The following is a 21760-nucleotide window of genomic DNA, read 5'->3' as shown; positions in this document are numbered from 1 at the left end:
GGGAAACGTCCCTATAGCAGCCCGGAGCCCCGGCGCATCCCTTGCGTGGACGAATCCTCCCGCCGCGCCCGCCTGCCTCCCTAGAAGTCCACCAGCGCCTCGGCGGTCCACACGCCTTCCGGCCCCTGGCGCACGGAGACCTCCGTGAGCGACGCGCCCGTCACCGCCACGTTCGTGCCATGGCGTGCCTGTCCCGCGCGTTCACCGAAGCCGTGGCCAAAGAGGTTCAGCCCGTCCAGCCGCACCACGAAGCACTGGAAGCGCAGGCGCCGTCCGGCCATCGCGCCCACCACCGCGCGCAGCCAGTCCGCGAGCAGCTGGTCATGGTCCGCGGACTGGCAGGCCACCTCCAGCTCCTCGTGCGCTTCCACGCTCCGAGGGTCCGTCACCAACGCGCAGAGTCCCAGCGCCGCCATCTCGAAGGCCTGCTCCATGGAGCGGCCCACGCCCCGCACCCCCAGCAGCTCATCGTGGGTGAAGTGCTCCCAGTGCGTCCGGGGCCTGCGGTCTTCCGCGTGCACGGTTTCCACGTCCATACGTCCTCCTCATGTCCTCGTCGTCATCCGCTTCCGTTCTTCCGGAAAGCCCCGTCAGAACCACCACCCGCCCGCCAAGTCCGGCGCCAGTCCCTCCGCCCGGGCGGGGCTCGCCTCCCGGGCGCGCGTGAGCCAGCGCCGCAGCTCGTCCTGGCTGAGCGCGGGGAAGGTGTCGTAGGCGTCGGAGACCTCGCGCAGCGTGGGGTCCAGCGTCAGCGCGTGCACCGCGTCCGCGCGGCTCCGGACGAGCTCCAGCGAGCGCGGCGTCGCCACGCCCACCGCCACGATGCGCTGGCGCGCGCCCTGCTGCTTCAGCGCCAGGAGCGCCGCGGCCATGGTGGCGCCCGTCACCATCCCGTCATCTACCAGCAGCGCCATGCACCCGCGGATCCGCGGCGTGAGGCCGCCGCGCAGCTGCCGGGCCTGCCGCTCCACGTCGTCCACCTCGTCGTGCACGAAGCGCTGGAGCGCCTCCCCGGGCAGCTTCGCCTGGACCGCGGCCTGGGGGTCCAGGTACAGCCCGCCGCCCTCGGTCACCGCGCCCAGCGTGAGGCGGCCCCCCGGCACGCGCAGCCGGCGCGCCACCCACAGGTCCAAAGGAGCCCTCAAGGCCCGGGCCACCTCGTACGCCACGCGCAGCCCGCCGCGTGTCAGCCCCAGGACGCACACGTCCCCGGAGCGGTAGGGCGTCAACACCCCCGCGAGCTTCTGTCCCGCCTCCGCCCTGTCCCGGAAACGCATTGGCCAGCCTCCACCCCCGGAAGGTGCTCTTCCCTCCGGAGTGTGTCGGCGGAGGCACGTTCAGTGGCTCTCCTGGCGGCATGCCCGGGGGGCCAGGGCACCGCGAGTGCCTCCCGCGCTAGGGTGCGGCCCCATGACGCCCATGACGCCCATCGCCCTCGTCGTCGGCAGTGCCAGTCCCCACCTCGGCCGTGCGCTCGCCCAGGCGTTCGGCGCGGAGCCGGTGGGGGTGAACCGGGAGCGCTTCCCGGATGGAGAACTGCACATCGAGGTGCCCCCGGAGGAGGTGCGGGGCCGCCGCGTCGTCGTCCTCCAGTCCTCCACGCCGCCCGTGGGCGAGAACCTGATGGAGCTGCTCTTGCTCGCGGATGCGTGCTGGCGGGCGGGCGCGGCCTCGCTGGAGGCGGTGATTCCCTACGTGGGCTACGCGCGACAGGACCGGCGGGCCCGGCCGGGTGAGCCCCTGGGCGGCCGTCTGGTGGCCGACATGGTGTCCCACGGCCGCTTCACGCGCGTGTTCACCGTGGATCTGCACAACCCGGCGCTGGAGGGCTGCTTCGGCGCCCCGCTGGAGCACCTGTCCGCGCTGCCGCTGCTGGCGGACGCGCTGCGCCCCCACGTCAGCGATACGACGGTGGTGGTGGCGCCGGACCTGGGCGCGGTGAAGCGGGCGGAGGCGTTGGCGAAGCTGCTCGGCCGCCCGTGGGCGGTGGTGCACAAGGCGCGGCTGAGCGGCAACGACGTGGAGACGCTGGGCCTGCTGGGCCAGGTGCGCGGCATGCGCCCCATCCTGGTGGACGACATGGTGTCCACCGGCGGCACGCTGGCGGCGGCGGCGAAGGAGCTGAAGGGCGAGGGCTGCGTGGACGACTTCATCCTCGCCACCACGCACGCGCTGCTGGTGGGCCCCGCGCTGGAGCGCCTGCACGGCGTGCCGGTGAAGCGGCTGGTCAGCACGGACAGTGTGGAGCCCCGGACGGGCCTGCCCTTCCCGCACCAGGTGGTGACGCTGGCCCCGCTGCTCTTGCGCGCACTGCGGCCCGACGCGCGTTAGTCTGCCCGGCCATGTCCGACACGCTTCTGACGCAGCTCGACGCCGGGGTCTTCTCCGTCACCTTCAACCGGCCGGAGAAGAAGAACGCCTTCACCCACGCCATGTACGAGGCCGCCACCGCCGCCCTCCAGGAGGCGGAGCGCCGCGAGGACGTCCGGGTGGTGCTCCTGTCCGGCGCGGGCGGTGCGTTCACCGCGGGCAACGACATTGGCGACTTCCTGGAGCACCCGCCCACGGGCGAGGACAGCGCGGTGTTCCAGTACCTGCGCGCCCTGGCCGGCCTGAGCAAGCCGGTGCTGGCGGCTGTGGAGGGCGCGGCGGTGGGCATTGGCACCACCATGCTCCTGCACTGCGACTACGTGGTGGCCGGGGAGAAGGCGCGCTTCAGCATGCCCTTCGTCAACCTGGGCCTGTGCGCGGAAGGCGCCAGCAGCCTGCTGCTCCCGCGCGCGGCGGGCTTCGCGCTGGCGTCGGAGCTGCTGCTCTTTGGTGACCCGTTCGACGCGGCCACCGCGCTGCGCGCCGGCATCATCAACAAGGCCGTCCCGGAGGCGCAGCTGAAGGAGGTCGCCACCGAGCGCGCCCGCGCCCTGGCCCAGCGCCCCGCCCAGGCGTTGAAGGTGACGAAGGCGCTCATCCGCGGTCCGCTGCGGGAGCAGGTGGACGCCGCCCTCAAGCGCGAGGGCGCCGAGTTCGTCCAGCGCCTCGCGTCCGACGAGGCGAAGGAAGCCTTCATGTCCTTCATGTCGCGCGGCCGGAAGTAGTCCTCTTTCGCCGCGACGAAGGCAGCACTCCCGGGTCCGCGTGCATGTCACGCGGACCCGGTGTCGTTTCAGGGACGGACTACCGGGGCGCGGGCGGCGCCTGCGGCGTCTTCGCGGGCTTGCCGGACAGGAAGGCCCCGATGCTCGCGCCCTGGGCCTCCTTCAGCGCGATGCACTGGTCGACGATCTCCAGCACCTGCCGCAGCACGCGCTCGGTGCCCGGCACCCGGTTCACGCGCGGCTCGAAGAAGGCGGCCACCTCCTGGCGCTTGGCCGCGTCGCAGTAGCCGGCGCCCATGTACGGCAGCCGCGAGCCCATGCCCTCCGGCAAGAGGCCCGGCTTGTCGTCGGTGCCCACCAGCGTGTCGAAGTTCGCCTTCAGGAACTCCACGGCGGTGTCGCGGGTGCGCGGGTCGCGCGACGCGCCCATCAGCAGCCACAGGTTCTCACGCATGTCCTGCTTCGGGTCGAGCAGCAGCTCCAGGTTCGCCTTCACCAGCTTGGGGTCCGAGACGTGGCTCAGGCCGCCCAGGAGCTGCTGGCGCTGGACGCGGCTCGTCTCCACGCGCAGGGCCTCCATCAGCTTCGCGTGCAGGGCCGCGTCCCCGTGCTCCACCGCGATGGCGAGCACCGGGCCCACGACGTCCGGCGCCACCGCCTTGCGGTCCTTGAGCCACGCTTCCGCCAGCGTGCGCGCCTCCGCGATGAGCTTCGGGTCGTCGCCCTCGTTGCCGGCGAGTTCCAGCAGGCGCGGACGCAAGAGGCGCATGTCCTCGCTCTCCCCGGCGCGCGGCTTGAAGCCCAGCTTGCGCGCGCGCGGCCCGAAGGTGTCGCGCACGTAGCGGGCGCGGTCCGCCTCCTGCGCCTCCGTGATCAGCCGCGACGACACCAGGTCCATCAGGTCCAGGCCCGCCTCCAGCACCTGCCGGTCCGGGTCCTCCGCCACGCCGGTGAGCAGCGGCAGCGCGTCCGCCGCGGGCATCAGCCCCGCCTGCGCGAGCGCCAGCGAGTCACTCAGGAGCACTACCCGCTCCGCGCGCGACAGCTTCGACAGGCCGGACTTCATCAGCTTCGCGTGCGTGTCGTCGGACAGGCGCATGCGGTAGTAGCCCGCGCCGTCCGCGTTGGGGAACACCCACGCCGGGCACGCCTTGGCCTCCGGCAGCGCGACCTCCGCCTTCTGCTCCGTCATCAGCGTGCACGCGGTGGCGTCCTTGCCCGCGCCCGGGTACTTCACGCACACCGGCACCTTCCACGACTGCGCCTCCGGGGCCTTGGAGCCCAGGCGCACGTAGCGCTGCTGGGTGAGGGCCACGCGCGGCTTGCCGCCGTCACACAGCAGGGTCGCGGTGATGAAGGGCGCGCCCGTCTGGTCCAGGAAGCTGTTCATCACCTGGGACACGTCCTTGCCGGACTCGGCGGACAGCGCGTCCAGGAAGTCCTTCGCGGTGGCGTTCTTCCCCGCGTGCGCGCGGATGTAGCGCTGGATGCCCTTCTGGAAGACGTCGCGGCCCAGCCACGTCTCCGCCATGGCCAGCACCGCGCTGCCCTTGCTGTAGGTGATGCCGTCGAAGGCGTTCTCGATGTCGCCCGGGTTCTGGATGGGCTGACGGATGAAGCGCGCGGCCACGAGGCTGTCCGCCTCCAGCGCGCCGTTGCGCTCCTGCACGCGCTCCACCGGCGCGTCCCAGGTGGGCTGGTACGACTCCACGATGCGCGGGGTCATCCACGAGGCGAAGGACTCGTTGAGCCACAGGTCGTCCCACCACGCCAGGGTGACCAGGTCGCCGAACCACTGGTGCGCCAGCTCGTGCACCTGCACGCTCGCGAACGCGCGCTGGCGCCAGATGGCGTCCTCCTCCGGCTTCGCCAGGGCGAGGCGCGAGTTGAACGTGACCAGGCCCGGGTTCTCCATGGCGCCGCCCATCAGCGGCACCGCGAGCACGTCCAGCTTCTCGTAGGCGTACGGGATGCCGAAGTAGGCCTCCAGGCGCTCCAGGATTTCCGGCGTCACCTTCGCCGCCCACGCGCCCTCACTCGCCCGGCCGCGCGGCGTGATGATGCGCGTCTTCACCTGCTTCTGCCCCGCGTCGCGCGCGGGCAGGAAGTCGAACGGGCCCACGCCGAAGGCGATGAGGTAGCTGGGCAGGGGCTGCGTGGGGGCGAAGCGGTAGATGTGCCAGCCGTCCGCGCCCTTCTCGTCCGCGAGCTGCGGCGTGTTGGTGACGGCCACGTTGCCTTCCGGCACGTGGAAGGTGAGCTGCCACGGCACCTTGAAGCCGGGCTCGTCGAAGGACGGGAAGGCGCGGCGGGCGTCCAGCGGCTCGAAGTGGGTGTAGATGTACCAGTCGCCGCCCTCGTTGACGCGGAAGGCACCGGAGTTCTCACGCTCGGACGCGATGCCCGTGTACGCGAGGTGCAGCTTCGCGCCGCCCACGGCCAGCGGCTTCTCCAGCGTCAGGCCGAGGAAGTCGTCTCCGGCGGAGGAGGCCTTGAGCGTCTGCGTGACGCCCCCCTGCTCCAGCGTGGCCTCCTTCACGATGAGGTTCTTGCCGTGCATCCAGATGACGTTCGTGGCCTTGGCCACCTCCAGCATGACGTCGACGGTGCCTTCGAAGGCCTCCGCCTTCGGATCCATCTTCAGGACGATGGAGTACTTCGTGGGCCGCACGTCGTCTGGCAGCCGCAGCTCGGGAGGCTTGGGCGCGGTGGCTGCCTGGATGGTGGGGGGCGCATCAACGGCACCGGGAGCGGGAGCGTTGCCCTGTCGGGCACCGCATGCCGCAAGGAAGGTTGCGGTGGCCAGGGCCACCGGACGGAGCAGGTTGGGCATGGCCGCGCAGTGTGGACCAGAGCAGCCTGGCAAGGTAGCGACGAGCGTGCGACGCGTGGCCTTGCTGTCAGGTCGCGTTCGCGATGGAGTGCGCCGCCGTGTCCGCTCCCCTCTCCTCGCATCCGCTGTCACCGCAAACGAACACCCCTCCCGAGGGGAAAAGGCCACCGGAGCACCTGCGCCGCATCATCGGCTCACCGCCCGGGCCCATCGTGGCGTTCCTGACGCGCGGCGTCTGGGCGTTGCTCACCGCGTTGTCACCGAAGGCGCGGGATGCGCTCGCTCGCTTCGTGGCGAACCTGGCCTACTCGCTGGGCATCCGCCGCAAGGTGGCGCTGGACAACCTGGCGCAGGCGATGCCGGAGAAGAGTGAAGCCGAGCGCCACGACATCGCGCGGGGGGCGTACCTCACCATGGCGCGCGTGGTGGTGGAGTCGCTGCCGTCCGGGGACCGGATGACGCCGGACTGGGACCAGCAGGGCATCGTGGGTGAGGAAGCGTTCGCGGCGCTGAAGGCGCACGTGGCCACGGGCAAGGGCGCGCTCTTGGTGACGGCGCACTTCGGCAACTGGGAGCTGGTGGGCCAGATGCTGATCCGCTGGGGCATCCCGCTCAACGCGCTGGTGCGTCCGCTCAAGGGCGCGCTGAACACGCGCATCGCGGAGAACCGGCTGGGCGCGGGCGCGGGGCTCATCTACCCGAAGGGCGCCATTCAAGAGATTACGGACGCGGTGAACCGCGGCGAGTCCGCGTACATGCTGCTGGACCAGGCGCTGCCCGCGAAGTCCGCGGTGTTCGTGCCCTTCTTCGGCCGGCTCGCGTCCACGACGCCAGCGATGGCGGTGGCCGCCGAGCGCACGGGCGTGCCGGTGTTCGTGGTGATGGGCGTGCGGCCTCCGGGCCCGGGGGCGCGCTACAAGCTGGAGGTGGAGGGCCCCATCCTTCCGCCGAAGCCCGGCGAGTGCGCGGACCCCATCACCGAGCACACCGCGCGCGTCACCGCGGCGCTGGAGCGCGCCATCCGCCGGCATCCGGAGCAGTGGCTGTGGCTGCACCGCCGCTGGAAGGTGCAGCCCCCGGCGCTCACGACGGCACCGTCGCCCGGCCTCACCGAGGGCACGCCGCAGAAGTAGCCCGCGTTACTCCACGACGACGCGGCGCAGGTGCGCGCCCAGCCGCGTCACCAGCTCGTAGTGGATGGTCTGCGCCCAGCCGGCCAGGGACTCTGCGGACACGGACTCCTCTCCATCGCGGCCCAGGAGCGTGGCCGTGATGGGACGCTCGTCGGACGTGGCGCGCGTCACGTCCACCATCAGGTGGTTCATCATCACGCGGCCCAGCACCGCGCACCGCCGCCCGTTCACCAGCACGTGCGCCTTGCCGGACGCGAGGCGCGGATAACCGTCGTAGTAGCCCACCGGCAGGACGGCGATGCGCGTGGGCTCCGGGCAACGGTACGTGCAGCCGTAGCCCACGTACGCACCCGCCGGCAGCCACTTCACCACCTGGCTCTTGCACCGCCACGAGAGCACCGGCTTGAGCACCGGCAGCTCACCCAGCACCAGCCGCGCGGACAGCCGCGTCTCCGGCGAGGGCCACAGGCCGTACAGCGAGATGCCCACCCGCGCCGCCTCGTAGCGCGCCCGGGGCAGCACCAGCGCCGCGGCGCTCGCGGCGATGTGCCGCTGCAACGGCTTCGCGGGCTTCAACTGCGCCGTGAGGTGCCCCAGCGCCGTCTCGAACGCGTCCAGCTGCGCCAGCGCGTACGCCTGCTCCGTCACGTCCTCCGTGTTGGCGAAGTGGCTGAGCACGCCCACCGGCTCGAACACGTCCGCGGCCTCCGCGAGGAACTGCGTCTCGCGCGGAAGCTGATCCAACGTGAAGCCCTCGCGGCCCAGGCCCGTGTCGATGTGTACGTGCACGCGCAAGGGGCGCACCAGCTTCGCCGCGCGCAATGAAGGCACCGCGTCCGCCCAGGAGCGGTCCGCCACCACCACGTCGATGCCCTGGTGCGCCAGCACCACGGCCTCCTCCGGGGCCACCGCGCCCAGCACCACCACCTGCCGCGCGGGCAGGCCGTGCCGGGCTTCGTGCGCGCGCACCGTGAGCGCGTCCTGCGGCGCGATGAAGTAGAGGACGTCCACGCCCGCGTGCACCAGCGGCAGCACCTGGGCCAGGCCGTGGCCGTAGGCGTTGCCCTTGAGCACCGCGCCCAGCGCCCGGGGGGTGGGGCCGGTGGACTCCAACGCGCGGAACGCCGCCACGTTGTGCCTGAGGTGGGACGCGCTCACCTCCAGCCACGAGGAGTACACCGCATCACCAGGCCCGGCTCCGAGCCCCACACCGACTTCTTCCACGTTCACACCTCCGCACCAGCACGCGTCCCGGATGGCTCTACCAGCAAAGCGCAGGCCATGGGCGGCCGTGGCCAGAGGGCCACGGAGGGCCGGACACCGGCTGGATGCCGCCCGGGCGGACGAGGGCGGAAGGGGGCGCCCCGCACGGCCAGGGGGGCGTGCTCGGGTGGACACGCGCGGCTCGGGAGCGTGTCCCGGGGGACACCTGACGGGTGGGAGCCTCTGCGCGCCATGTCGGGTGACCCGGCGTCGCGACAGGGGCCGGTGATAGTGTCCCCTGCCGTGGCCGCACCTGAATTGCCCTTAGCCCAGGCTTTCATGACCGCCCGGGGAAAGACGGAGCCGGCAGGCGCCCTCTCCGTCCTCCAGGAGCGGCTGGCCCAGGCCCTGGAAGCGGCCCGGCAGTCCTGGCCGGGCATCGCGCTGGAGGGGCCGCGCTTCGCGGCACACCTGGCCCGGCTGGTGCCCGCGGACGGCCATGAGGACGCCTGGGGCCGGCTGCACATGGCGGACGTGTACCTGGCCCGGGCGGCGGCGGACGGCGTGCCCTCGGCGCTGGCCACCTTCGAGGAGCGCCTGATGCCGGAAGTGGACGCGGCGGTGGCGCGGCTGAAGCTGCCCCCGGCCGGGCTGGATGAGGTCCGTCAGGCGCTGCGCCAGCGGATGCTGGTGGGCAGCGCGGAGGCCCCGGCGCGGCTGGCGGCGTACCCGGGCACGGGGCCGCTGGCGGGCTGGGTGCGCGCGGCGGCGCTGTGGCTGGCGCTGGACTGGCAGCGGCAGCGCTCGGGGCAGGCGCAGTCGGAGGACGGCGACCTGTCCATGCTGGTGGCGCCGGGGGACGACCCGGAGCTGGCGTACCTCAAGCAGACGTACCGCGCGGAGTTCAGCGCGTCGTTCCAGGCGGCGCTGGCGGCCCTGTCCGCGCGGCAGCGCAACTTCCTGCGGCTGAAGTACCTGGACGGGCTGGGCATCGACCAGTTGGGGGCGCTGTACGGCGTGCACCGCTCCACGGCGGCGCGGTGGGTGGTGGGCGCGCAGGAGGAGTTGCTGGACGGGACGCGCCAGCGGCTGACGGAGCGGCTGCGGCTGACGCGCTCCCAGTTGGACAGCGTGCTGCGGCTCATCTCCAGCCAACTGGACGTGAGCCTGAGCCGGCTGTTGCGCACGCCCTCCGAGTAACGCGGCGCGCGACGCCTCGTCCCCGCGCGAGGTCCGGAGATTCCGGGCGGGGCATTCGGGGCCAGTGCGTTAAAGAGGGTGGAGGATGCGAACGCTCTTCATCGGAGATGTCCACGGCTGTTCCAGTGAGCTGGACGCGCTCCTGAAGGCGTGTGACTGGACGCCCAGCGACCGGGTGGTGCTGGTGGGCGACCTGGTGGCGAAGGGGCCGGACTCGGCGGGCGTGGTGCGGCGGGCGCGCGAGCACGGCTTCCAGGCGGTGAAGGGCAACCACGACGCGCACGTGCTGCGCTGGCACGGAGGCCACGCGTCCAAGGGCAAGAAGCTCAAGCCGGAGCACCGGCAGGTGCTGGACACGCTGACGGCGGAGGACTGGGCCTGGATGGAGCGGCTGCCCTCCTACCTGCGCTTCCCGGACCTGAACGCGCTGGCGGTGCACGCGGGGCTGGTGCCGGGCGTGCCGCTCGAGGAGCAGCGGGAGGAGTTCCTCTTCAACCTGCGCAGCATCGCGGCGGACGGGACGCCGTCGAAGCGGCTGGAGGCGGGCGAGCCCTGGGGCAGCCTGTGGCAGGGCCCGGAGCTGGTCATCTTCGGCCACGACGCCATGCGCGGCCTGCAGAAGCACCCCTTCGCGGTGGGGCTGGACTCCGGCTGCGTCTACGGCGGCAAGCTCACCGCGTACGTCCTGCCGGAGGGGCGGTTCTACTCCGTGCCGGCGGCCCGCGCGTACATGGCGCTGTAGGCGCGGGCGCTCAGGGCTTCGCGCTCAGCGCCTTCACGGCCCGCAAGGCGCTCTCGTTCTTCGGATCCGCCTTGAGCAGCCTCTGGTACACGGTGAGCGCTTCGGCCTTCTTGCCGGCCTTCATGTAGGCCATGCCCAGGCCGTCCTGCGCCTCCGCGTCGTCCGGGAAGAGGGCCGCGTTCTCCTGGAACACCTTCAGGCCGTCCTCCACCTTGCCGGACATGAACAGCCCGTAGCCCACGTGGTTGAGCACCCGCGGCGGCAGGCCCTCGCCCTTCGTCTTCCGCGCCCAGGCGATGACCGCGTCCGCGCCCTTCACCCGCGAGAGCAGGTCCGCCGTCATCTCCGGCGACTCCAGGTGGTCCGGCAGGGGCTTCCAGCCGTACTCCGCGGCGATGCTCGCGATGAGCCGTTCGAAGAACAGCACGCCGTTGTCCGAGTTGGCCATCACCACCACGCCGCTGCCGCTGTCCCCCAGCGTCACCACCGTGGCGGTGAAGCCGTCGTTCCACCCGCCGTGCTCGAAGCGCTCCGGCGAGTCCCCCAGCATGTAGCCCAGCCCGGAGGGCCCGGACTGCTTCGTGAGCATCTGCCGCGCCATCGCCTGCGACAGCACGCGCTTCGACCTGCCGGCCTTCGCCTTCACCACCTCCAGTTGGAGGAGCGCCAGGTCGGACGGCGTTGTCCACAGCCCCGCGGGCGCCAGCTCCGGGTACACCTTCCAGCGGCCCTCCACGGCCTCTCCGTTCGCGCGCGTGCCCGAGGCCGTGCGCGCGGCGAGCGCCGGAGGCAGTGGCTGTTCGAACGTGCTGTGCTTCATCCCCACCGGGTCCAGCACCGCCTCCTTCATGAGCTGCGGGAAGGGCTTCTTCGCCAGGTCCGTCAGCAGCGCCTGGACGACGACGTAGCCGCCGCCGCTGTAGCGATTCTCCGTGCCGGGCACCGTGTCCACGCGCACGGGCTCCGTGTTCGCGGGCTTCCCGCCGTCGAGGATCTGCTGGAGCGTGGGCAGGGGCTCGCCCACGCCATAGCCGGGGAAGCCGTGCACGGTGAGCCCCGCGCTGTGGCTGAGCAGCCGGCGCAGCGTCACCTTCTGCTCGCGCGTGAAGTCGTTGTCGGGGACCTTCCAGGACTTCAGCGCGCAGTTGACGTTCGCGTCGAGCGACACCTGTCCCTGCTCCACGGCGCGCAGCGCGGCCAGCGCCGTCACCGGCTTGCTGATGGACGCGGCCTGGAACAGCGTCTCCAGCGTGACGGGGTCCTTGCCGCCGGCCTGCGTCACGCCATACGCCTTGCTCCACACCACGGCGTTCTTGTCGAACACCGTCACGCTCAATCCCGGGACGCGGTACAGCTCCATCCAGCGCCGCACGGAGAGGGCTTGGGGCTTCTCCCCCGGCAGGGCCAGCGGCGCGAGGCGCGCCTCCACCCGGGCGATGCGGTCCGCTTCGGAGGGCCGCGCCGTCCACTGCGTGATGGGCTTGGGTGCGTCAGCCGCCGTGAGCAGGGCGACCGCCGTACAGCCCAGGAACAACACCGGGACGAAGCGAGGGACGGCTTGGGGCATGACGGGCTCCAGGGTCGACCCGCGGGAGGGGACCCGCGGATGCGGAGGGTCAACCTACGAGGCCATGATTGGCTTTGGGCCTTGGCTCCTCCCTGGGTTCGTCATGGTTTGGCCATGGCTTGAGCAGGGAGGGAGGGCTCCGTCCGGTCCCCACCATCTGGACCCCGAGTGACTTCCGCTCGCACCCGGGGCTCTGACATATTCCTTTGAGGTCAACTTTTTCCGGGTGGAGTTCAACATGGTCCGCACCTCGAGCCTCTTCAGCGCCCTGCTCCTCGTGAGCGCCTGCCAGAAGCCCCCGGAGGCCGCTCCGGCCGTGGTCCCCGCCGTGCCGGTGGCCGCGCCGGTGAAGGTGGCGCCGTTCTCGCTGTCGGTGCTCCAGGACGCGGCGCCGGCGGGCTGTACCTGGCTGCGACTGGAGTCAGACGGCAGACGCAGGGCGCTCGTCACGGTGGACGCGGCGTGTGACGGGTTGCGGCTCGCGTGGAGCCCGGATGGCAGGCACGCGGCGGTGCGCGACCCGGCTGGCAGCGCGCGGGGGCCCGGGCGCGTGTGGACGGTGGACCTGACGTCCGGACAGGGCTCGGCGCAGCTCCTGCCGGAGGAGGGGCTGACGGGCGCGGTGGGGTTCGACTCGGTGGGGCGGCTGGTGGCGTTGACGGCGCACACGGGCGAGCTGGTGCGGCGCGACGACGTCTTCCTCTTCGAGGGCCGGCGCATCCCCATCCCGGAGCTGGACGAGGGCGCGGGGCTCGCGCACGCGTACCGGCTGGAGGCGGGGGCATGGAAGCGCATCGAGACAGTGGCCACGCGCGGGGACTGGGACGCGGTGTTCGCGCTCGCGACCACGGAGATGCTGGTGTCCTCCACGGTGGCCGGGGACCTGGACGCGCTGGTGGCGCAGGGCCTGGACGAGGGCAGCCAGGACGCGGTCCGGCTGGACGCGGTGGTGTCCAACCGGGGGCACGACGTGTTCGGCGGCTGGGCGCGCATGGAGTCGCGCGGAGGCCCGCTGTTCGCGTGGCAGACCGCGGGCGAGCAGACCGCGCTGATGATGCCGGTGCGCTGGGAGGCGGAGGACGGCCACCTGGGCGAACCCGAGGGACTCGCCCTGCCCGCCCGAAGCCCCGTGCGGGCGCTGGCGCGCGGTGACCTGCTGATGCTCGCGGGCGAGACGCAGGCGCGCGTCTACGACCTGGGCACGCGGCGCCTGGCGGCGTCCTTCGACGGCGTCCGGAGCGCGCGCTTCTGGCCGGAGCCGTCGTCGCTGGTGCCGCACGGGGCGACGGCGGCGACCGGACAGCGGTAGCCGCGCGAACCGCGCCTCAGACCTGGCCCGAGCTCTTGAGGGCCGCGAACACGATGGCGCCGTAGACGCCGCCGCAGAGGCAGCAGGAGAGCAGGGGCACCAGGAGCGCGCCCGCGAGCGCCGTGCCCCAACTGGTGCGGTGCAGCGTGCGGTAGGTGAAGGCGCGCAGGCCCATGGCCCAGAAGGGCGCGGCGTACACGGCGACGAAGGGAATCACGCCGACGATGTACGGCGCCTGGGAGATGGCGTGCGCGCGCATGGTCACGGAGAAGCCGCGCTCCACGCCGCCCATGCGCAGGACGAGGTGGTCCAGGCCGGCGTTCACCAGGGTCATGCCGGTGCTGAAGATGGGCATGAGCACCGTCCAGGCCGCCATGCCGATGGTCATCCACAGCTTCACGTCCTTCGGATCCGCGCCGTTCGTCTCCGTCTCGGGCATGAACCCGAGGATGACGCCGATGAGCGCGGTGTAGACGATGCCTGTCGACAGGAAGCCGGCGATGGCCGACAGCATCACGAAGCCCATGGAACTGCTCACGGGTGCGTCGGGGTTGACGCCCTTCAGGGTCTCCGTGGGCCGCATCAACATGCCAAAGCACGTCCGCCAGAACGCCTTGAGCGTCCCCAATTCCGCGCGCTGGTCCCAGGGCAACTGCCCCAGGGGTTCACGTTCGAGGCAAGTAGCGCAGACGGTGCCTTCGGGGCCCTGGCGCAAGCAGCGGGCGCAGGCGAACACGCCACAGCGAGGGCACGTGGCCACGCTGAGCCACTCGGGGTGCACGGCGCAGACAGGGTCGGCGCCACCGGGAGCCGGGGCCACCAGCAGCGAGGCCCCGCACCTCGAGCACGTCTCCGCGCCGGGGGTGAAGGGGGCCTGACAGGAGGGACAGGAAGGCGTCATCGCCGCGCATCCTCGCACGGCTCGGCCTCCAGTCGCGGTCGTCCAAAACCTGTCCGACTGTCGAACAGGTTTTTCGCGGTCCAGTCGGAGCGAAGGCCCTGAGGCCAAGCCCATCCAGAACCTGTCCGACTGTCGGACTCGATTCCGCGGCTCAATGGAGCGGAGGTCCCCGGCCCCGGTCGTCCAAAACCTGTCCGACTGTCGGACAAGTTTCCGCGATTCGCGCGGAGGTTCGCGGCTGAGCCCTTTCAGAACCTGTCCGACTGTTTGACTCAATTCCGCAGCCCGGTCGGAGCAGAGGTCCTCAGCCGAGTGGCTCCAGAACCTGTCCGACTGTCGGACAGCTTTTCGCGGTCCGGTCGGAGCGGAGACCGCCAGTCGCGGGGCTCCAGAACCTGTCCGACTGTCGGACAGGTTTTCACGGTCCGCCGCCGGGCGGACCCCGCAGCTCTCACCTTCTCAGGCTTGGGAACCGCTTCCGTGTCCGGAGGTTCGGGTGCCGTGCCTTGGCGCTACGGCTCCGGGGCGGACTCCGGATCCACTGGCACCGTGGGGGACGTGCTCCCGGCCTTGTCCTGCGCTGGTGCGCTTCCTGCCGGCGCCACGACGCCCTGCGACTTCGGAGCCCGGGCCTCCTGCGCGGCCCGGACCTGACGGGCTCGCTTCGCCTGGGCCAGTGCTGTCTTCGCCGCGCCCGCGTCGCCCAGAGCCCGCTCGCGCTTCGCCAGCGCGTCCCACAGTTCCGGTGCGTCCGGATGCAGCGTCACCGCCGCTCGCAAGAGGCCTCGTGCCACCTTCGGCGAACGCGTGTCCAAGAGGCGCTTCAGGAAACCCGTGGGCGACAGCACCAGCGAGCCCTCCGGCGTCTCGAATGCCTCACGCACGTGGGGAATCGCCTCCGGCTCCCGGTCCGCCTCCATCAACCCCACCGCTTGCGCCAGGTGCGCGTCCATCGACTCCGGATGCAGCTCCGTCGCTCGCTCCAGCCAGCGCATCCGGTCCGCAGGCTTGCGCTTCGCGCGGTCCGCTAGCGTCAGCAACTCATCCGTGTAGTCCGGCCGCACCGCGGGGGCGCGCACCGCCGCCTCCTTCAACGAGGGCCACAGCTTCTCCGGATCCTTCGTCGCCTCCAGGCGCGTGCGCTTCAGCGCCGGCACCTCCGCGCGCTTCCACCCCGCGACGAAGCGCACCACGTCGCTCCGCACGGACGGACTGAAGCGCTCCGCCTCCGGACACTTCAGCGTCTCGCACGCCGCCAGGTAGTCCGCGAAGAAGCCCGCCGCGCCCTGCGTCCGGTACGAGCGCAGCCGCTCCGCGCCCATCGCCTTCTCCACCGTGGCCGCCATGTGCGCGCCCACGCGGATGAAGAGCGACTCGGCGCGAGGCTCGTGCGCGCCGCGGATCCGCTCCATCGCGCCCCGGCCATCCCTTGCAATCGCCGCCCGGTCGAAGAGCGACGACACCTTCGCGAACGCTCCCGCCAGGTCCGTCTCCGCCGGCAGCGTGCCCGGACCGCGCGTGGCCCAGTCGTGGTACGCGAGCCCGTAGCTCGCCAGCCGGCCCATGCCCTCGTAGACGACCGCGTCCACGGGGTCCGTGAAGTGGCCGCCCCGGGCCGGCGCGCCCTCGTCCAGCACCGTCTCCATCAACCGGATGGACAGCCGGCGCAGCCGCTTCGCCTCGTCCTCCACGTTGGTGGCGAGCGCGATGGCCGTGTCCTCCGCCGGCAGCAGCACCAGCAGCGTCGTCGTCTCCGGCTGCCCGCCCGCGTGCGCCACGATGTAGTGGCCCCTCAGCGGATAGGTCGCGAAGCCCATGCCGTAGTCGGTGATGTGCCCGTCGCGCGTCACCATCGACGCCTGCATGCGGCCCATCGTCTCGCGCGTCACCAGCTTGTGGTCCAGCACCGCGCGAGCGAAGCCCAGCAGGTCCTCCACCGTCGCGCGCGTGCCACCGCCCGCGAAGCGGCTGGTGACATCCAGGAAGCGCGAAGTCTTCAGCGTGGCACCCGACACGCGGTAGCCCACCGCCTGCTGCGCGTCGCGCGTGCTGATTTCATCCACGTCCGCGTGACTCATGTTCGCGGGGCCGAAGACGTGGTCGCGCAGGTACTCGCGATAGGACTGGCCGGAGGCCGTCTCCACCGCCGCGCCCAGCAGGTTGAAGCCCCACGTCGTGTACAGGTAACGCGTGCCCGGCTCCGACACGAGCGGCCGGTCCGCGAACAGCCCGATGGCCTCCTTCGTCGTCACCGGCTTGGTGTTGTTGCCGGCGCTCGGGCTGTCGTAGGTGGGCACCCCGCCCAGGTGGCCCAACAACTGGCGCACCGTCACCGGCCACTGCTTCACCGGGTACTCGGGCACCAGCGTGTGGATGTCCGCGTCCAGGTCCAGCTTGCCCGCCTGCGCCAACTGCATCACGGCCACCGCCGTGAAGGACTTGGTGATGGACGCCATGCGGTACGTGGTGCGCACCGTGGCGGGCAACTTCTTCGCCACGTCGCGGTAGCCGTAGCCGTTCATCCACCGCTGGCCGCCCCGCATCACGCCCACGGACAGGCCCGCGGTGGGCCCCTGCTTCAGGTCCGCGCGCACCAGCGCGTCCAACGCGCGCTGAACCTCCGGCGGGAACTCAGAGGCCTTCGCGTCCGGCTCCGGCGCCACCTTCGCGCTGGACTCCGGCGGGGACGCGGGCTTCTCAGCGGACTCGGATGGCGCGGGCGTGGCGGGCGCCTGCACCACGGACGTCGGTTTCTCGGCGGAGGCCTGCGCGAACGCGGGCCCTGTCTCCAGCAACACCCACAGCGCGACGAAGAGCCGCTTCATGGCACCGCCTCCGCGGTCTGGCCGCTCGCACCGGTGTCCGATGCCTCTTCACGCGAGCTCGTGAGCGCCGGTGCCGGCACCGCGCCCTCGTTCACCCAGCCCGCGAGCAGCGCGTCGGAGACGAGCTGCCCCAGCAGGTCCAGGCCATGACCGCGCGGATGCACCAGGTCATCGTGCATGAACCCCGCCTGATTGAACCGCGCGAGCGAACCCGCGCCGCCCATCGCCGTGTAGAGGTCGAAGAAGCCGCAGCCCTCGGCGAGCGCCACCTCGCGCTCGGCCTGGATGGCGGCCTCCAGGAACGGCCGCTGCGTCAGGGGCTTGCCCTTCGCGTGCCCGTCCTGCACCGCGTCCATGGGGCCCACCACCATGCACGCACTGCCCGGCGCGGCGGCGCGGGCGCGACGCAAGAGCGCGGCCAGGTCCTGGCGCACGGTGGGCAGGTCCGTGCGCTTCCACTCCAGGCGCTTGGACTCATTGCCGCCCAGGAAGAAGAGCAGCAGCTTCGGGTCGCGCTGCGACAGCTGCGCCTTCAGCGCGTCCTCCTCCATCCGGCCGTACAGCGTGGCATCCGCGGACGGCACGCCGAGCATGTCCAGCACGATGCCGGACCCGGCCTTCTGCAACACCACGCCCTGCACGATGGCGCCCTTGCCCTCCGCGGTGATGTCCAGCCACTTCGCGCCCTCGGGCAGGTCGAAGGACGTGGTGCGGCTGGCCCCGTCCTCCTGCGGCTCCGTGCGCGTCAGCACCGTGCCGTCCACGGACACGACGAGGCGGCCCGCGCCCTTCACGTCCTTCCACCACAGCGTCCCGCGCGGCTCGCCCTCCAGCTTGAAGCGGCCCCGGGCCCGGTTCTCCGTGGCCAGGTGGTACACGCCGGTGATGCCGAACGGGTGCGGCGGCGCCTTCAGCTCGCCCAGCGTGCGCGGCTGCCAGCCGTTGCTCACGGCGGCCGTGCGCCCCCGTCCACCGTAGGGCGCCATGCGGTCCACCAGCAGCACGCCCCGGCCCGCGCCACCGAAGCCCGCGACCAGCTCGTCGCGGACCACGTCCACGATGCGGTCCCCCGCGATGAGCGAGTTGCCGAACGCGGCGATGACGGTGGGCGCCGTCCCCGGCGTCCGCATCAGCCCATCCAGCGCGGCATAGAACGGCGTCAGCGCGGACCGCGCGCAGCCGGCGTCACCCGGCTCCAGACAGGGGTCCTCCACCGTGCCGCCCGGAGCCTTCAACCGCGTGGCCAGCGCGTGCAGCTGTCCGGCACGCTCGGTGGCGGGAGGCAGCGCGCGGAACGCGGAGCGCGGCAACGGACGCGCCTTGCCCGGCGCCTGCGCAGGCAGGCTCGCGGAAGCGGGCACCACCTGGGGCGAAGCCGCGCCCGTCACCGCGGACCCGGGACGCGCGGAAGGCTGCGCCTCCTCGGAGGCGGGTCGCGTGGAACCTGGCTCCGGCGGCGGCACGGAGTCCGTCGCGGGAGTCGTCAGGGGAAACCGGTGAGGGGGTGTGCGGGACTCGCACCCGGGGAGCAGAGCCCCCGCCAGGAGAGCGAGCAACCCCGCCCGCCGGAGCCCGCGCGAGACATCGAGAACCGTCATGTGGCCCGCGAGCGTAGACGAAAGCCCGGGGACACGCATGTTCTGGACCCCACGCTCGGCCGCCTCGCGAGCCGCCCCGGCGTGGCATCCCGGACATCGCATCCGTCCTGGACCGCACGTCCAGGGCGGGTGTCCCCTGGGAAGAACCGGTTTCCCGCACCCCAGCGCAAATGCAAGGTCCGGCCGCGAACATGGTCCCTTCACATGGCGCGGCGCGCCCCCAAATTATCCGCCGCGATTATGGCGAAGAACCGGCTCACAACGTGGACGAAGCTCCACCGGCGATTTGGCGACCACGTGCGCCGCATGCGCAACAGCCGTGAACTCACGCAGGAAGCGCTCGCCGAACGCAGCGACCTGTCGGTGGATGCCATCCGCCGCATCGAGCGCGGTGCCTTCTCTCCATCGCTCGACACGCTGGGCAAGCTGTCCGTGGGACTGGACGTGTCCCTCAAGACGCTCTTCCACTCCTTCGACCTGGAGCGCACCGACGGCGTGGCGGAGATCTGCGACTTCCTCGCGTGCCGCTCCGGCTCCGAGCTGAAGCTCGCCTGGCGCGTGCTCCAGGCCATGTTCGACGAGCGCTGAAGCGCGGTCCCCGCGTTGCCGGTCGCACCCGGCAGATGTTCCCTGTCACTCCCCGCGGGCTTGCCCTATGCGTCGGGGCTCATGAGCCGCGCGCCCCCCACCCTCCTCCTCGTCGAGGACGACTGCGACCTGCGCGACGCGCTCGTGGAGATCCTCCAGAGCGAGGGGCACACCGTCACCGCCACGGAGAACGGGGACCAGGCCCTCGCGTGGCTGGAGGCGCACCCGTGCCCCGCGCTGCTCCTGGTGGACATGTGGACGCCGCGCAAGGACAGCTGGCGGCTCCTGGACACCGTGCAGCGCGAGCCCCGCTTCGCGGACATGCCCGTCATGGCCATCAGCTCCAGCGAGGAGCGCCACCCCTCCATCCGCGAGGTGCTCTCCAAGCCCTTCGACCGCGAGGCCCTGCTCGCCGGGGTGCGCCGCTTCGTGCACCCGCTGCACTGAAAGAGCGCGGCCGTCAGCCGCCGGTCGTTTGTTGCCCCAGCTGGCCCGCCACCGCCGGGTCCAGACGGAAGGAATCGAAGAAGCGGTCCGCGTCCCGCGGCGCGCGTCCCTCCGGGTGCAGCAGGAGCTGCTGGTACAGGCGCGGGCCCACCATGAAGAAGCGGCCCCGGAGGCGGCGCGGACCGGACAGTCCCCCTACCTCCTGGCCGGGGTAGCCACCCTCCAGTTGCAACGGCTTCGCGGTGATGGACGTCGCGCCCAGGGCCTCCAGCGCGCCCTGGCTGGCGCGGTCCACCACGTCGCGCGGGCTGACCTGCGCCACCGCCGCGAGCGGGAAGTCCGTATAGGAGACGTAGTAGGCGGTGTCCTCCTGCGTGCTCGCGGCGATGAACGTGTGCAGCGTCACCTCGCCCACGTCCGTGGGCTGCACGCGCCGCTCCTCGCTGACGGGGCCGGGGAACGTCACGCTGAAGCCACCCTCCCGCGACTGGACGACGGAGGACGGCGCCTCCCGCACGGGCTCGGCGGGGGACACGGGGGGCTCGGTCTGCGTGCGCCCCGCGCACCCTCCCAGCACCAGCAGGGCGGCGGCCAGCGGCACGGCCCGGTAGGAACGCTTCATCATCCAGACGGCTCCTGACATGGGGCCGCAAGGTACGCCCTGCCCCGCCCGTGCGCATCCCTCCGCTTCACCCGGGCCCGCTTCAGGCAACGGTTGCCCCGGCCTTCAGTGCACCGCGCCGGAGCCGGACTCCTCGGGGGCGGGCTCCTCCTCGTCGGAGGGCGCGGGCGGCCTCGGAGGGCCGGCGGACACCCGGGACAGGTGGACGCGGAACACGGAGCCCCGGCCGGGCTGGCTCTCCACCTCGATGCGGCCGCCGTGCGCTTCGATGATCCGCCGCGACACCGACAGCCCCAGCCCCACGCCCGGGGCGCGCTGCTTCGCGTTGCCCGCGCGCTGGAAGGGGATGAAGAGCCCCTGGAGATCCTCCGGCGACATGCCGATGCCCTGGTCCGCCACGGCCAGCACCACGTGGTCGCCGTCGCCGCGCACGGACACCTCCACGCGGCTGCCGGAAGGGGAATACTTGAGCGCGTTGCTCACCAGGTTGTTGAGCACCTGCTCCAGCCGGGACGGATCCGCGCGCACCAGCACCGCGTGGTCCGGCACCACCAGCTCCAGCGTGTGCCCGGAGTCACTGGACTGGTAGAGCTCCACCACGGAGCGCGCCAGCTCGCGCGTGTCGCGCACCTCCGGCTGGAGGTCCAGCTTGCCGGCCTCGATGCGGGTCGCGTCCAGCAGGTCCCCCACCATCTGGTCCAGGCGCGCCACCTGACGGCGCACCAGCGACAGCGTTCGCTGCATCCGCTCCGGGGTGACCTCTCCGCGGCCCGTCAGCGCGGTGGACAGCTTCAGCGCGGACAGGGGGTTGCGCAGGTCGTGCGCCACGCCCGCCAGGAACGCCAGTTGCTGCTCCTGCTGGTGGGTCAGGCTGTCCGCCATCTCGTTGAAGGTGTGGGCCATGTCGCGGATCTCCAACGGGCCCTCCTCGGGCGCGCGCAGGTGCCGCCCGCCCCGGCCGAAGCCGGCCATCGCGCTGCGCAGCGCCGTCACCGGACGCAGCGCGAAGCGCCGCAGCCAGAAGACCACCAGCCCCAGCGTCGTCAGCAGCAGCAGGCCCAGCAGCAGACCCAGCAGGTCGGCCATCTCGCTCCAGTGCGCCGCGCTCTGCCGGGCCTCCTGCGCCTGGTCCACGTTGATCTGGATGAGGCGCTCCAGCGAGCGCAGCGACGCGTCCAGCGAGGCCATCGCCGTCGTGTCGTGCTGGGCCGAAGTCACCCCGGGCCCTACCGGCGCATGCTGCGCGGCCAGGTAGGCGTAGACCCGCTGCTGCACCTCCGCCACCGTCTGCCGCTCCTCCTGGGTGGACGCGATGGCGTGCATCTCCAGCAACTGGCGGCGCAGGTCGGCCTCAAGCTGGGTGGGCGAGCGCCCGCGCGACGGGTCCGCCACCATGGGAACACCGGGCGACGCCAGCAGCCGCGAGTGGACGAGCAGGTCCACCTCCAGCTCCTCGGCCTGCCGGACACCCTCCACGGATTCACTCAGCGTGGAAGCCATCCGCTCCAGCGCGGTCGTCAGCACCACGAGCAGGGTGGCGGACACCACGGTGAGCAGGACCAACCCACCCACCACGGTGGAAAAGAAGGCGCGCAGGCTCATCGCGCCTCCCTCGCGAACCCCCGGCTGGCGTCCCGCTTTGTCATGGTCGCGCATCCTCCCTCCGGGCCGCGCCAACCCAGGTGGTCGCCGCCCTC

At 72.1% G+C, this 21760-nt stretch carries 18 protein-coding genes; 8 read left to right on the top strand and 10 right to left on the bottom strand.

Annotated features, from left to right (window positions below; all coding sequences use genetic code 11):
- Positions 1 to 80 precede the first annotated feature (80 nt).
- Both ACX114_RS01255 and ACX114_RS01250 read right to left on the bottom strand, forming a co-directional pair.
- Positions 81 to 536: an archease gene (locus ACX114_RS01255; protein WP_459293882.1), complete on the bottom strand. Its 456-nt coding sequence runs from the start codon at positions 534 to 536 to the stop codon at positions 81 to 83.
- A 54-nt stretch (positions 537 to 590) separates the two neighbouring features.
- Positions 591 to 1277 carry a phosphoribosyltransferase gene (locus ACX114_RS01250; protein WP_459293880.1) on the bottom strand — a complete coding sequence of 229 codons (687 nt, stop codon included), beginning with the start codon at positions 1275 to 1277 and terminating at the stop codon, positions 591 to 593.
- Between the two features lie 133 nt (positions 1278 to 1410).
- Here ACX114_RS01250 and ACX114_RS01245 point away from each other — a divergent pair, with 133 nt between their 5' ends.
- Together ACX114_RS01245 and ACX114_RS01240 are read left to right on the top strand one after the other, a co-directional pair.
- The gene (locus ACX114_RS01245) at positions 1411 to 2331 is read left to right on the top strand and encodes a ribose-phosphate diphosphokinase (protein WP_459293878.1); all 921 of its coding nucleotides are present in this window, start codon (positions 1411 to 1413) and stop codon (positions 2329 to 2331) included.
- 11 nt (positions 2332 to 2342) lie between these two features.
- Positions 2343 to 3095 (top strand): enoyl-CoA hydratase, encoded by a 753-nt coding sequence (locus ACX114_RS01240; RefSeq protein ID WP_120590073.1) that lies wholly within the window; start codon positions 2343 to 2345, stop codon positions 3093 to 3095.
- 79 nt (positions 3096 to 3174) lie between these two features.
- On the opposite strand, the gene ACX114_RS01235 is transcribed toward ACX114_RS01240, so the two are convergent.
- On the bottom strand, positions 3175 to 5928 hold the full coding sequence (locus ACX114_RS01235) for a M1 family metallopeptidase (RefSeq protein WP_459293876.1): 2754 nt from the start codon (positions 5926 to 5928) through the stop codon (positions 3175 to 3177).
- 98 nt (positions 5929 to 6026) lie between these two features.
- Here ACX114_RS01235 and ACX114_RS01230 point away from each other — a divergent pair, with 98 nt between their 5' ends.
- Entirely contained in the window at positions 6027 to 7061 is a 1035-nt protein-coding gene (locus ACX114_RS01230) for a lysophospholipid acyltransferase family protein (RefSeq protein ID WP_459293874.1), read from the top strand.
- Between the two features lie 6 nt (positions 7062 to 7067).
- Here the strand turns inward: ACX114_RS01230 and alr are convergent, their stop codons facing one another.
- Positions 7068 to 8285: an alanine racemase gene (gene alr, locus ACX114_RS01225; RefSeq protein ID WP_459293872.1), complete on the bottom strand. Its 1218-nt coding sequence runs from the start codon at positions 8283 to 8285 to the stop codon at positions 7068 to 7070.
- Positions 8286 to 8603: 318 nt separating this feature from the next.
- Between alr and ACX114_RS01220 the strand changes: the two genes are divergently transcribed.
- On the top strand, positions 8604 to 9464 hold the full coding sequence (locus ACX114_RS01220) for a sigma-70 family RNA polymerase sigma factor (protein ID WP_459293870.1): 861 nt from the start codon (positions 8604 to 8606) through the stop codon (positions 9462 to 9464).
- 85 nt (positions 9465 to 9549) lie between these two features.
- Positions 9550 to 10206 (top strand): metallophosphoesterase, encoded by a 657-nt coding sequence (locus tag ACX114_RS01215; protein ID WP_459293868.1) that lies wholly within the window; start codon positions 9550 to 9552, stop codon positions 10204 to 10206.
- Positions 10207 to 10216: 10 nt separating this feature from the next.
- On the opposite strand, the gene ACX114_RS01210 is transcribed toward ACX114_RS01215, so the two are convergent.
- Positions 10217 to 11773 carry a serine hydrolase gene (locus tag ACX114_RS01210; protein ID WP_459293866.1) on the bottom strand — a complete coding sequence of 519 codons (1557 nt, stop codon included), beginning with the start codon at positions 11771 to 11773 and terminating at the stop codon, positions 10217 to 10219.
- A 238-nt stretch (positions 11774 to 12011) separates the two neighbouring features.
- On the opposite strand from ACX114_RS01210, the gene ACX114_RS01205 reads away from it, so the two are divergent.
- The gene (locus ACX114_RS01205; RefSeq protein ID WP_459293864.1) at positions 12012 to 13082 is read left to right on the top strand and encodes a hypothetical protein; all 1071 of its coding nucleotides are present in this window, start codon (positions 12012 to 12014) and stop codon (positions 13080 to 13082) included.
- Positions 13083 to 13098: 16 nt separating this feature from the next.
- Here ACX114_RS01205 and ACX114_RS01200 read toward each other — a convergent pair whose 3' ends face one another.
- The 3 genes from ACX114_RS01200 to ACX114_RS01190 form a co-directional block, all read right to left on the bottom strand.
- Entirely contained in the window at positions 13099 to 13983 is an 885-nt protein-coding gene (locus ACX114_RS01200) for a YIP1 family protein (protein ID WP_459293862.1), read from the bottom strand.
- Positions 13984 to 14495: 512 nt separating this feature from the next.
- Positions 14496 to 16808: a serine hydrolase gene (locus ACX114_RS01195; RefSeq protein WP_459293860.1), complete on the bottom strand. Its 2313-nt coding sequence runs from the start codon at positions 16806 to 16808 to the stop codon at positions 14496 to 14498.
- Positions 16805 to 18196 carry a GDSL-type esterase/lipase family protein gene (locus ACX114_RS01190; protein WP_459293858.1) on the bottom strand — a complete coding sequence of 464 codons (1392 nt, stop codon included), beginning with the start codon at positions 18194 to 18196 and terminating at the stop codon, positions 16805 to 16807. Before ACX114_RS01190 ends, ACX114_RS01195 begins: the two co-directional genes overlap by 4 nt.
- A gap of 414 nt (positions 18197 to 18610) precedes the next feature.
- Between ACX114_RS01190 and ACX114_RS01185 the strand changes: the two genes are divergently transcribed.
- Together ACX114_RS01185 and ACX114_RS01180 are read left to right on the top strand one after the other, a co-directional pair.
- Positions 18611 to 18994: a helix-turn-helix domain-containing protein gene (locus ACX114_RS01185; protein WP_459293856.1), complete on the top strand. Its 384-nt coding sequence runs from the start codon at positions 18611 to 18613 to the stop codon at positions 18992 to 18994.
- 81 nt (positions 18995 to 19075) lie between these two features.
- Positions 19076 to 19441, top strand: coding sequence for a response regulator (locus ACX114_RS01180; RefSeq protein ID WP_459293854.1), 366 nt, complete (start codon positions 19076 to 19078; stop codon positions 19439 to 19441).
- 13 nt (positions 19442 to 19454) lie between these two features.
- On the opposite strand, the gene ACX114_RS01175 is transcribed toward ACX114_RS01180, so the two are convergent.
- Positions 19455 to 20066, bottom strand: coding sequence for a tudor domain-containing protein (locus tag ACX114_RS01175; RefSeq protein ID WP_459293852.1), 612 nt, complete (start codon positions 20064 to 20066; stop codon positions 19455 to 19457).
- Between the two features lie 102 nt (positions 20067 to 20168).
- A complete protein-coding gene (locus ACX114_RS01170) occupies positions 20169 to 21665 on the bottom strand; it encodes a sensor histidine kinase (RefSeq protein ID WP_459293850.1) in 1497 nt (498 codons plus the stop codon).
- Positions 21666 to 21760: the final 95 nt, after the last annotated feature.

Source organism: Corallococcus sp. M7 (assembly GCF_054512695.1).
This window is presented reverse-complemented; position numbering and strand designations above follow the sequence as displayed.